This is a genomic window from Neisseria yangbaofengii, from assembly GCF_014898075.1.
In the GTDB taxonomy this organism is placed as follows: domain Bacteria; phylum Pseudomonadota; class Gammaproteobacteria; order Burkholderiales; family Neisseriaceae; genus Neisseria; species Neisseria yangbaofengii.
Genome location: NZ_CP062976.1, coordinates 2,002,070 through 2,014,684 on the forward strand (window position 1 = coordinate 2,002,070; position 12,615 = coordinate 2,014,684).

General features: G+C 50.0%; 10 protein-coding genes. 3 read left to right on the top strand and 7 right to left on the bottom strand.

Going from position 1 to position 12,615, the window contains the following annotated elements; genetic code table 11:
- Nucleotides 1–242: 242 nt before the first annotated feature.
- From H4O27_RS09855 to yajC, 6 genes are all read right to left on the bottom strand, one after another.
- The gene (locus tag H4O27_RS09855; RefSeq protein ID WP_165006272.1) at nt 243–1,124 is read right to left on the bottom strand and encodes a carbohydrate kinase family protein; all 882 of its coding nucleotides are present in this window, start codon (nt 1,122–1,124) and stop codon (nt 243–245) included.
- Between the two features lie 2 nt (nt 1,125–1,126).
- On the bottom strand, nt 1,127–2,449 hold the full coding sequence (locus H4O27_RS09860) for a sugar porter family MFS transporter (RefSeq protein WP_165006275.1): 1,323 nt from the start codon (nt 2,447–2,449) through the stop codon (nt 1,127–1,129).
- Nucleotides 2,450–2,930: 481 nt separating this feature from the next.
- Entirely contained in the window at nt 2,931–4,232 is a 1,302-nt protein-coding gene (locus H4O27_RS09865) for an MFS transporter (protein WP_165006278.1), read from the bottom strand.
- A 321-nt stretch (nt 4,233–4,553) separates the two neighbouring features.
- Nucleotides 4,554–5,489 (bottom strand): protein translocase subunit SecF, encoded by a 936-nt coding sequence (gene secF / locus H4O27_RS09870; RefSeq protein WP_165006281.1) that lies wholly within the window; start codon nt 5,487–5,489, stop codon nt 4,554–4,556.
- Between the two features lie 3 nt (nt 5,490–5,492).
- Nucleotides 5,493–7,355 (bottom strand): protein translocase subunit SecD, encoded by a 1,863-nt coding sequence (gene secD, locus H4O27_RS09875; RefSeq protein WP_165006284.1) that lies wholly within the window; start codon nt 7,353–7,355, stop codon nt 5,493–5,495.
- Between the two features lie 72 nt (nt 7,356–7,427).
- The gene (gene yajC / locus H4O27_RS09880; protein ID WP_095502687.1) at nt 7,428–7,691 is read right to left on the bottom strand and encodes a preprotein translocase subunit YajC; all 264 of its coding nucleotides are present in this window, start codon (nt 7,689–7,691) and stop codon (nt 7,428–7,430) included.
- A 198-nt stretch (nt 7,692–7,889) separates the two neighbouring features.
- Between yajC and H4O27_RS09885 the strand changes: the two genes are divergently transcribed.
- The gene (locus tag H4O27_RS09885; protein ID WP_165006287.1) at nt 7,890–8,939 is read left to right on the top strand and encodes a histone deacetylase family protein; all 1,050 of its coding nucleotides are present in this window, start codon (nt 7,890–7,892) and stop codon (nt 8,937–8,939) included.
- Nucleotides 8,940–9,004: 65 nt separating this feature from the next.
- On the opposite strand, the gene gloA is transcribed toward H4O27_RS09885, so the two are convergent.
- Nucleotides 9,005–9,418 (bottom strand): lactoylglutathione lyase, encoded by a 414-nt coding sequence (gene gloA, locus H4O27_RS09890; RefSeq protein ID WP_095502690.1) that lies wholly within the window; start codon nt 9,416–9,418, stop codon nt 9,005–9,007.
- A 238-nt stretch (nt 9,419–9,656) separates the two neighbouring features.
- Here gloA and H4O27_RS09895 point away from each other — a divergent pair, with 238 nt between their 5' ends.
- Entirely contained in the window at nt 9,657–11,198 is a 1,542-nt protein-coding gene (locus H4O27_RS09895) for a Re/Si-specific NAD(P)(+) transhydrogenase subunit alpha (protein ID WP_165006288.1), read from the top strand.
- Nucleotides 11,199–11,209: 11 nt separating this feature from the next.
- Nucleotides 11,210–12,595: a Re/Si-specific NAD(P)(+) transhydrogenase subunit beta gene (gene pntB, locus H4O27_RS09900; protein ID WP_165006291.1), complete on the top strand. Its 1,386-nt coding sequence runs from the start codon at nt 11,210–11,212 to the stop codon at nt 12,593–12,595.
- Nucleotides 12,596–12,615: the final 20 nt, after the last annotated feature.

Genomic DNA, 12,615 nt, shown 5'->3' on the forward strand with positions numbered 1-12,615 from the left:
ATAAGCCGAGTAACTTTATCTTGGTGTGTTTGCTGTGATTGGTGGTGGCTCGTATTGAGCCGCTTAAATGCCCGCTTAAATCAGTTTTAAGCGGGCATTTAAAAGTGCAAAAGCTGGTGGATTTTAAATTTTCAAAAAGTGCAAAAGCTGGCGCAAAATCGTGCAAAAGCTGGCGGTGTCTTACAAAGGCCGTCTGAAAGTAAATTCTATTTTCAGACGGCCTTTTATTCATAACGGAAGCATTACGCCGGATTCATGAAGGTTTCGATTTCCTGCAAAGAAATTTCAGGCGTCGCCCCATGACGCGAAGCCACTAAAGCACCCAATGCGCAGGCAAAGGTTACGGCTTCTTGCGGGTCGGCGTTGTTCAACAGCTTATACGTCAAGCCTGCCAAAAAGCTGTCGCCCGAGCCGACGGTATCGGCTACTTTCACGCGGAAACCGCTGTGGCGGTAAAGCTGACCGTCGCGATACAAGGCCGCGCCGTGGCTACCCAAAGTCACCACCAAGGTTTTCACGCCGGTGAGTTTGGCGATGTAGGCGATGTTTTGCTCAATAGAATGATAAGGAGAACCGTACACTTCGGCCAATTCATACAATTCGTCGTCATTCAATTTCACCATGTCAACTTTCTTCATGGTCGCCAACAGGCGGTCGGTATCGTAATGCGGCTTGCGCAGATTGACATCGAAAATCTTGAATTTGGCTTGCTCCAGCAATTGTTCCAGCGTCGTACGGGAAACTTTGTCACGCGTGGCGAGGCTGCCGAAAATAAAAGCATCGGATTCGGCCACGCGCTGCAAAGCTTCTGGATGCACCCGAATACGATCCCAAGCACAAGGGTAAACAATTTCGTATGAAGCGCTGCCGCTTTTATCAAGCGACACTTTCACCAAACCGGTGGCTTGGCCGGAACAAACCTGTATCAGGTCAGCATTGACGTTTTTATTCAGAATCTGGCGCAACAATTCCTCGCCGTCCTCATCATCGCCGCGGCAGCTGATGATGCTGCTGTCCGCACCCAAGGCTTTCAGGCGGACAACCACATTCAGCGGCGCACCACCCAATACTTTTCCGCTTGGGAAATCGTCCCACAGCACTTCACCGAAACTGGTTACTTTCATTCTCAATCTTCCTTAATTAACGACTTAGACAATTCTTCCAACGGAACGCCTTTGGTTTCCGGCATCATAAACATCACGAACAGCAGTTGCAATACCATCATCAGCATGAAGCAAACGAATACCCATGCCGCGCCGATGCTAGAAAACAAGAACGGAATCACAGCCGGAATGGCAGCAGCCAAGACCCAGTGAGTCGAGCTACCCAAAGACTGGCCTTGCGCACGCAAATGCCCCGGGAAAATTTCGGAAATAAATACCCAAATTACTGTACCTTGACCAATCGCATGGGCGGCGATAAACAGGAAGAAGAACACCGGTACAGCCATGCCTTTCCAACCCATAAAGAACGCCAGCGATACCAAGCTCAACGAAATGATGTAGCCGAACGAGCAGATATACATCAATTGACGGCGGCCGAATTTATCAATCAGCGACAAACCGATAAAGGTAAACAGCAAGTTAATCACACCGATACCCACGCTGCTCAACATGGCAGCACTTTGTTCCAAACCGGCGATTTCAAAAATACGCGGAGCGTAGTACAAGAAGGCGTTAATGCCCGACATTTGGTCAAAGAAGGCAATCAAAAACGCCAGAATCACCGGATAGCGGTATTTCTTCAGCCATATGCTTTCGTGTTTGCCGCCTTCTTCCCGATTGGCTTCCAACAAGGTTTTTATGTCGGCATTCGGGTTAACTTTTTTCAACACGGCTTCGGCTTCCTGCAAACGGCCTTTCATCGCCAACCAACGCGGCGACATCGGCACGCCAAACACCATCAAAGTATAAATCACAGCCGGAATCACTTCGATACCCAGCATCCAGCGCCAAGTCTGTTCTCCAAAATCCATATTGCTGATGATGAAGTTAGACACATACGCCATCAAAATACCGAATACGATGTTGAATTGATACATTGCTACCAAACGGCCGCGTTTTTCGGCCGGTGCAATTTCGGTCACATAAGCCGGTGCGGCAATAGTGGATGCGCCCACGCCCAAACCGCCGATAAAGCGGAAGGAGGCAAACAGATAAGGATCCGACACCAAGGCCGAACCCAAGGCGCTGGCCACATACAAAACACCAATCACAACCAGCGTTTTTTTACGGCCGAATTTGTCGGTCGGAATACCGCCGAACAGCGCGCCGATTACCGTCCCCCACAGAGCAGACGACATCACCACCAAGCCGTGAAACAAAGGCGAACTACCCCACATATTCTGCAATGCTTGGTCGGCACCGGAAATCACCACCGTGTCGAAACCAAACAGGAAGCCCGCCAAAGCGACGGTCACCGACCAATAAAGAAGTTTGGATTGATTCATAAAAAGAGCCCTCACTCTAAGTATCAAAATAAAAAAGTATATTTACTGCTTTATTTATAACCGATACCGCCTGCGTTCAGACGGCCTGTCAATTAAACTTTCGGTTTGAAGTCTGTGTAAGAAATGGGGCTTTGGTTCATTTAAATTCATGTTATCTTTTGTAAATCCTAAATATGTAATAAGATTTACATGCGAGGTATTATGTTTAAAAAACTTGAAACTGACAAGTAACCCTTTAAAAATCTGAAACATAAATTTGATACACCGCAAAATACATGCAAATAAACATTTTAATCTCTTAAATTTTTCATTTTTCTTTCATATCCAGCCCGTGTTAAATTTACCTTCGAACACAAAAAATGAAATTTAAATACATTCGCCTATGTATTTAAAGCACTAATCATTCATAAAATATGAAAGCCGTCCGAAAGGTCGGTTTTCCCTTTCAGACGGCCGATTCTCATTGATTGGGCATATTTTCTTAAGCGTGTTTCACCTTAGGCTTCAAGAAGAACAATGCCGCTACCGCCAATATAATCACGGCTGCAGTTGCACCATATAAATCATCTTTCGCCCAACCCGCGTCCAGCAAACTGCCGGCTACAACCGGCGCCAAAATCGAGCCCAAGCGGCCGACACCGATGGTCACACCCACGCCGGTACTGCGGAAATCAACGGCGTAAAGTGTCGGATTGATGGTGTAAAGACCGGCAATACAGCCATTCATCAGCGCGCCGAGCAATACGGCAAACACCAGCGCCACGCTTAAGGCACTTGATGATAAGAATGCAAAAATCGCCCCTACCGCCAACACGCCAAAGCTGATTAACACCGCGCGCGCCGTCCAACGGCTGGCTAAAAAACCAAAAATCAACGAGCCAATCGCACCGCCCACCGAAATCGCCATGCCGACCGACTGGCTTTGCGCTTTCGCCATACCGGCTTGTTCCAGTAAGGCAGGTGTCCACGAGTTGATAAAATAATACGAAGCCATCACGGTGATAAAGGCCAACCAAATCAACAGCGTGGTCGCTCGATATTGCGGCCCGAACAAACGCAGAATCGACACTTTCGTCTTCTTCACGCCCTCCTCGATTTCAGGAAATGCCCAATCGCCGCTCAAGCCCATTTTGGCTGCAATCTTATCCAAACGTGCTTTGGCATTGGCCGGACGCTTGGTCAATAAAAAATCCACCGATTCCGGCAAAACCGCCATCAGTAACACCGCCGCCAACATGGTCAACACCGCACCAACCAAAAATACTGAACGCCAGCCATATTCGCCCTGCAGCATCACCGCCGACATACCACCCAACATCGCGCCGATACCGAAGCCGGATGCATAAACCGCAATCGCCAAACCGCGCCATTTTTGGTTGGCATATTCACTCACAATCACGTTGGTACACGGCAGAATACCGCCCACACCCAAGCCGGTGACAATGCGCCAAAAAGCAATCGTTTCCATCGAATGCGAGAAATACGTCATCAACATACCGATGGCCGGCAACATCGTTGAAAAAATCAACAACGGACGACGGCCGAAACGGTCAGCCAACGGCGCTAAAAATACCGAACCCAAAGTCATGCCCAGCAAACCGGCACTCATCAGCGTACCGATGTGTGCGCCATCCAAGCCCAGCTCGGTTTGAATACTTTTTGCGGTAAACGCCACTGCCAACACATCAAAACCATCAAGCATATTCAGGATGAAGGTCAATACAACCACCATCCATTGATGACCGCTCATCGGGCTTTGGGCAATTTTTTGTCTTAAATCCATGAATAACCTTCTCTTTCCATAATATAGTGAATTCACTATAAATCAGGCGTTGTTATCATTCTCTATACCACCCGAATGCGCCACTATAACGACTTTACTGTACGTAAACAAATTCTAAATTTGCGCGTTGGTATGAATGGAATTCATTGTGAGGCCGTCTGAACATTTCAGACGGCCTCAACACTACAAATCAAATATTGAACTATCTACATTTCGTTTTACACGAATGAGGCGCCCATAAAAAACACGCTGGCAATCAGCGTGTTTTTTGGTTCGGATAGCCTGATATTTAAACAAGGCCGTCTGAAAATAGGATGGCATTTATACCACCACTTCTTCTTTTTTCTTCGGCATTTTGGAAATATTTTCTCGATTCAGGCCGAACATCAACAACATCGGGCTGGCCACCAAAACCGATGAATAAATACCGAATACGATACCGATGGTCAAGGCCAATGAGAAACCGTGCAAAGCCGCACCGCCGAAAATCAGCATCGCCAATACCATCGCTTCGGTCGAGCCGTGGGTGATGATGGTACGGCTCATGGTAGCGGTAATCGCGTTGTCAATCACTTGTGGCACAGTATGATTGCGCATGGCCGGTTTACGGAAGTTTTCGCGGATACGGTCAAACACCACCACCGATTCGTTCACCGAATAACCCAACACCGCCAAAATACCGGCTAACACGGTCAATGAGAATTCCCATTGGAAGAACGCGAAACAGCCGAGAATAATCACAATATCGTGCATATTGGCAATAATCGCCGCCACAGCGAAACGCCATTCGAAACGCATCGACAGATAAATGATGATGCCAACGATAACCACACCCAAAGCCATCAGACCGTTGGTTACCAATTCTTCGCCGACCTGCGGGCCGATGAATTCGACTTGGCGCAAAGTTACATCAGGATTACTTTGTTTTAGCAAACCCATCACTTGATTCGACAATTGCGCCGATGACACGCCTTCTTTGTTCGGCAGACGAATCATCATGTGCTTGTTGGTGCCCAAAGCTTGAACCTGCACCTCACCCAAATTTAACGTATTGAGTTTTTCACGGGTTTGATTGACATCGGCACCTTGCTGATACTGCACTTCCATCACGGTACCGCCGGTAAATTCCACCGAGAAATTCAAGCCTTTGGTAACCAAGAAAAATACGGCCGCAATAAACGTTACCAACGAAATAAACGTGGTCAGCTTACCGTAGCTCATGAATGGAATATCGCGTTTGATTCTGAATAATTCCATGTTTTACTCCTTATCCGCCACAGTATTCGAGACAACCGGCTCCGGCTTCCATACTGAACCGATGGAAATGCTTTGCAGCTTGCGTTTGCGGCCATACCACAAATTCACCAGCGCACGCGATACCACCACCGACGAATACATCGAAGTCAAAATACCCAAGCAATGTACCACGGCAAAGCCGCGCACCGGACCCGAGCCAAAAATCAGCAAAGCGATACCGGCAATCAGCGAGGTCAAGTTGGAATCGACAATGGTCGCCCATGCGTGTTGGTAACCCAAATTAATCGCCTGTTGCGGCGGCACACCGGCGCGCAATTCTTCACGGATACGCTCGTTAATCAATACGTTCGAGTCAATCGCCATACCCAAAGTCAGAGCTAAGGCAGCGATGCCCGGCAAGGTCAAAGTGGCTTGCAAGGCAGACAAAATCGCAATCAAAAACAAGATATTGGTGCTCAAGGCAATGGTCGAGAACACGCCCATCAGACGGTAGTAAATCACCATAAACACCGCCACTGCAACAAAGCCCCACAGCGTCGAATTAAAGCCTTTTTCGATATTTTCCTTACCCAAAGACGGGCCGATGGTGCGCTCTTCCACGATCTCCATTGGCGCGGCCAGCGAACCGGCGCGCAACAGCAAAGAAGTATCGTTGGCTTCCGCGCTGCTCATGCTGCCGGAAATCTGCACACGGCCGCCGGTAATGGCAGAACGGATCACAGGCGCAGTAACCACTTCGGCTTTGCCTTGGTCAATCAAGACCATCGCCATGCGTTTGCCGACATTCTGCGAAGTCAGCTCGGCAAAAATGGTACCGCCGGTGCCATCTAAGTTGATGCTTACGGCCGGTGCGCCCATTTCATCGAAACTCGGTTGCGCATCGTTGATATTGTCACCGGTCAATTCAACCTGCTTGCTCACCAAAGTGGCTTGCGGATGCTCGCCTGCGCTATACAGCAATTCATAGCCGCTCGGCACATTGCCGTTTAAAGCCGCCGTAATTTTCGCCGGATCGTCTTCCACCATGCGCACTTCCAACGTGGCAGTACGACCAATAATGTCTTTGGCTTTAGCCGTATCCTGCACACCCGGCAGCTGCACCACAATGCGTTCGGCACCGGATTGCTGAATCACCGGCTCGGCCACACCTAATTCGTTCACACGGTTGTGCAGCGTAGTGATGTTTTGCCTCACCGCATCAGTGCGGATTTTGTTAACTGCCGCTTCAGACAGCGTCAGCACCACATTATTGCCTTCAGCCGTCAGTGTGGTTTCCGGCAACAGGTTTTGCAGTTTCGGCAAGGCTTTTTGCACGTCTGCCGCATCTTGGAACGGCACAGTCAGGCTGCTGTCTGTGTGACGGATGGTGCCGATACGGATTTTTTGACGGCGCAAATCGCGGCGGATGTCGCCTGCGTAGCGCTCAAATGTTTTCTGCATTGCCGCCCGCATGTCCACCTGCATGGTGAAATGCACGCCGCCACGCAAGTCCAAACCCAAGAACATAGGATTGGCGTTCATTTTCGCCATCCATTCCGGACTGTCGGCCAGCAGGTTGAGCGCAGTGATATAGCCTTCGCCCAAGGTATTTTCGATTACATCGCGTGCTTTCAGTTGCGTTTCCGCATCTTTAAAACGTACTTTCAGCGAATTATCGGCAATAAACATACCGTCGGTCGAAATATTGGCCGCCTTCAAAGCAGATTCGACTCTGCTTTGGGTTTGTTCGTTGATGACAATAGATTGTCGGTTGGTCGATACCTGCACTGCAGGCGTTTCGCCGAATAAATTGGGCAGCGCGTAAACCACCGCCACAATAATCGTAAACGCAATCAGCAAGTATTTCCATAAAGGATAACGGTTCATGGGAAACCTTCAGTTTTTCTTAAAAGACAAACAGCCGCACTCACAATGAGGCGGCTTTTGCAGCAACCAATCTTATTCGGCTTTGCTGGCAATGGCGTTGCGGTCAACTTCCACTTCCACACCGCGGCCGATTTCCACGCCGTAAAACTGCTCGCCGACTCGGGTGACGCGGCCTTTGAAACCGGCAGCCAAGACCACTTTATCGCCGACTTTCAATTCAGACAGCATTTGCTGGTGGGCTTTGAATTTCTTTTGTTGCGGACGCATAATCAGGAAATAAAACACCACCATGATGAGAACGAGCGGTGCAAATTGAGCCAACATACTTTGTTCCATAGTTTTTCCGTTCTATAATCGTTGTTAATTGAAAAGCAGGACTGAAATTATAGTTGGGTCAGCCCCAAAATTACGCTATTCTAAAGGCCGTCTGCAAATTTTCCAAGTATTTCCGTACTTAATTAACCATATTTATCAGTCAGGCCGTCTGAAATTTCAGACGGCCCAAAGCCCACCTTATTGCGAACCGACCCACACATGAAGAAAATCATCAACCGCTTGCGTACGTTTATCCGACGGCTTATGGGAAAAAACGCCCGCACCCTGTGGGTATCGCATCCTATTTTTGCCGAACACGAGCCGGGCATCCGCCACCCCGAATCCCCTGCCCGCATTGCCGCCATCGAAGCCGAACTCAAGCGCCAGAATATTTGGCCGAAGCTGCAAACCGCTCAATCACAGGAAATCAGCGACAAACAATTGGCTCTGGTACATCCGCGCAAATACCTGCGCTTTCTAGAATGCCGCCAGCCGCAACCGGGAAAAATCCATCGCATTGACGACGATACCGTAATGAGCCACGGCTCGTTGCAAGCCACCCGTTTCGCCGCAGGAGCGGTGGTTCAGGCCATTGATATGGTGATGAACAAAAAAGCCTACCACGCTTTTTGCGCCGTGCGTCCGCCCGGCCATCACGCCCATTCCGACAAAGCCGGCGGTTTTTGCTTAATCAACAACGTGGCTGTGGGTGTAATGCACGCGATTGCCGAATACCGCTTACAACGTGTGGCGGTGATTGATTTTGACATCCATTTCGGCGACGGCACGGCTGAAATTTTTAAAGACGACCCGCGCGTGATGCTGCTGAATTTGTTCGAAAACGATCTATTTCCGTTCGTACTGCCGGAAAACCAGCAAGGCCGTAACCCGAATATGATTCACACGCCCTTCCCTACCGGCACCGGCAGCCGCGTGTTCCGCACTGCCATTCGGGAAACATGGCTGCCCAAGCTGGCGCGTTTCAAGCCTGAATTGGTGTTAATTTCCGCCGGATTCGATGCACACAAACTCGACGAAACCGGCCGTCTGAATCTGCACGAAGCCGATTTTGCTTGGCTGACACACAAAATCGTTCAGACGGCCTCAAACTGCAACGGCAAAATCGTGTCGGTATTGGAAGGCGGCTACACGCTCGAACCTTTGGCAAAATCGGCCGCGGCGCATATCCATGTATTGGCCGGTTTGCCTAAAGCCGATTATGTGCATCAATATGAAAAACGGCTCAAGGGAAAACGTTCGGCTAAATAATATCTTTCGTTCTATTCAGGCCGTCTGAAACCTAAGTTTCAGACGGCCTTTCTTGCCCAACCCAATTACTTATCGTATTGCACCGAATCATTGCCGGAATTTTTTTGGATGAACTCGATTTTGTAACCATCAGGATCCTCCACAAAGGCAATCACGGTGGTGCCGTGTTTCATCGGACCGGCTTCGCGTACGACTTTACCGCCTTTTTGTTTCACCATTTCACAGGCTTGGTAAGCATCATCCACTTCAATTGCAATATGGCCGAACGCGTCGCCCAAATCGTAGCTTTCAGTGCCCCAGTTGTAAGTGAGTTCCAATACGGTATTTTCCGCTTCGTTGCCGTAGCCGACGAAGGCTAAAGAGAATTTGCCGTCCGGATAATCGTGTTGGCGCAGAAGTTGCATACCCAAAACGTTTTGATAGAAATCGAGTGATCTTTCCAGATTACCTACCCGCAGCATGGTGTGAAGCATTCGCATAATGTGTTCCTTTTATTGGTTTTAAAGCCTTATCTTAACACGATAATCCCTACGCTATCCATCGCCTTCCCCCGCGGCCTAAAGTTTTTTTCGGACTAAGCATAGTCGAAATTAATATATAAATTAATATATTAAGAAAAAGAATTTTTTCATTGTCTTTCAGGCAAAAATTAGTTATAAAGTACTGGTTAAGATTTATTTACATAAGCTTGATTAACTAACTTGGAAGGACGAAGACATGAGGATTGGCATTCCTAAAGAGTCTCTGGCCGGTGAAACCCGCGTGGCGTGCACGCCTGCGACCGCGGCCCAGTTGCAGAAGCTTGGCTTTGAGGTTGTGGTCGAACGTGATGCCGGATTGGCCGCCAGCTTGGATAATGCCGCTTACGAGGCCGCCGGTGCCGTTGTAGCCGACGCGGATATCGTATGGCAAAGCCCGTTAATTTATAAAGTGAACGCGCCGACCGAAGCGGAAACAGGCCGTCTGAATGCCGGCCAAACCTTGGTCAGCTTTATTTGGCCTGCGCAAAATCCCGAATTGGTGCAGAACTTAAACGATAAACAGGTCAATGTGCTGGCGATGGACATGGTTCCGCGCATTTCCCGTGCCCAAGCCTTAGACGCACTTTCTTCTATGGCCAATATTTCCGGCTACCGTGCCGTAATTGAAGCAGCCAATGCGTTTGGCCGTTTCTTTACCGGCCAGATTACCGCTGCGGGCAAAGTGCCGCCGGCACAAGTGTTGGTGATTGGCGCAGGCGTGGCCGGTTTGGCTGCCATCGGCACGGCAAACTCGCTCGGCGCCATCGTCAAAGCTTTCGACACGCGCTTGGAAGTGGCCGAGCAAATCGAATCGATGGGCGGCCAATTCTTGAAACTTGACTTCCCTCAAGAAGCAGGCGGCAGCGGCGACGGTTATGCCAAAGTAATGAGCGAGGAATTCATCGCCGCAGAAATGAAGTTGTTTGCTGAACAAGCCAAAGAAGTGGACATTATCATCACCACCGCCGCCATTCCGGGCAAACCGGCGCCGAAGCTGATTACCGCCGAAATGGTGCAATCGATGAAACCGGGTTCGGTAATTGTCGATTTGGCGGCGGCCACCGGCGGCAACTGCGAATTGACCCGTCCGGGCGAACTTTTCGCCACCGACAACGGCGTGAAAATTATCGGTTACACCGACATGGCAAACCGCTTGGCTGGGCAGTCGTCCCAACTTTACGCCACCAATTTGGTGAATTTGGCCAAACTGCTCGGTCCGAACAAAGACGGTGAAATCACGTTGGATTTTGACGATGTGATTATCCGCAATATGACCGTGACACGCGACGGCGAAATCACCTTCCCGCCGCCTGCGATTCAAGTTTCCGCCCAACCGCAAGCCATGCCGTCTGAAAAAGCCGTGCCGACGGACAAACCTGAGCCGAAACCTGTTCCATTATGGAAAAAACTCGCCCCTGCGATGATTGGCTCCATTCTGATTTTGTGGATCGGTGCAGTCGCCCCTGCCGCCTTCCTGAACCACTTTATCGTGTTCGTTTTGGCCTGCGTGATTGGTTATTATGTGGTGTGGAACGTGTCGCACTCGCTGCACACACCGCTGATGTCGGTGACCAACGCGATTTCGGGCATTATCGTAGTCGGCGCACTGCTGCAAATCGGCCAAGGCCACGGCTTTGTGTCGCTTTTGGCATTTATTGCGGTATTGATTGCCAGCATTAATATCTTCGGCGGCTTTTATGTCACCCGCCGCATGTTGAATATGTTCCGCAAAGGATAAGGGGTTACGATATGTCTTTAGGTTTGGTTACTGCGGCCTACATCGTCGCCGCAATTTTGTTTATTTTCGCGCTGGCCGGTTTGTCGAAACAGGAAACCGCCAAACAAGGCTGCTATTCCGGCATGGTCGGCATGGCGATTGCTTTGTTTGCCACCATTTTCAGTGAGCAGTCTTCAGGCTTTTTCTGGGTCGTGTTGGCCATGGCCGCCGGTGCCGCCATCGGCATCTACAAAGCCAAAAAAGTCGAGATGACCGAAATGCCCGAGCTGATTGCCCTGCTGCACAGCTTCGTCGGCTTGGCCGCGGTGTTGGTCGGCTTCAACAGCTTTATCGCACCGGGTAATGTATCGAACGATATGCACACCATTCACTTGGTGGAAGTATTCTTAGGCGTATTCATTGGCGCGGTAACGTTTACCGGCTCGATTGTGGCCTTTGGCAAACTCAACGGCAAAATCAGCAGCAAACCGCTGCAACTTCCCGCCAAACACAAGCTGAATCTGGCGGCATTGGCGGTATCGTTTGTCTTGCTGCTATTGTTTGTCGCTGCCGACGGCAGCTGGTTTGCCCTGCTGCTGATGACGTTGATTGCCTTGGCTTTCGGTTGGCATTTGGTGGCTTCCATCGGTGGCGCAGACATGCCGGTGGTGGTGTCGATGCTGAATTCGTATTCCGGATGGGCGGCAGCGGCGGCGGGCTTTATGCTGGCGAATGACTTGCTGATTGTTACCGGTGCTCTGGTCGGCTCAAGCGGTGCGATTCTGTCGTACATTATGTGTAAAGCCATGAACCGCTCGTTTATTTCCGTAATTGCCGGCGGTTTCGGTTCAGACGGCACGGCAGCCGCAGCAGGCAGCGATGAAGTAGGCCAATACCGTGAAGTCGATGCCGCAGGTGTGGCCGCTTTGCTGAAAGATGCTTCCAGCGTCATCATCACTCCGGGTTACGGCATGGCGGTAGCACAGGCACAATATCCGGTAGCTGAAATCACCGAGCTGCTGCGCCAAAACGGCACGCAAGTGCGCTTCGGTATCCACCCTGTCGCCGGCCGACTGCCGGGGCACATGAACGTGTTGTTGGCCGAAGCCAAAGTACCTTACGACATTGTGCTAGAAATGGATGAAATCAATGATGATTTTATCGAAACCGACGTGGTGTTGGTAATCGGTGCCAACGACACCGTCAACCCTGCCGCGCAAACCGACCCGAACTCGCCGATTGCCGGTATGCCGGTATTGGAAGTATGGAAAGCCAAAGAAGTAGTGGTATTCAAACGCTCGATGAACACCGGTTACGCCGGTGTGCAAAATCCGCTGTTCTTCAATGAAAACAGCGTGATGTGTTTCGGCGATGCGAAGAAAACCATCGATGATATTTTGGCCGAACTGAAAAAATAAGCCAAAATCAACTTGAGGCC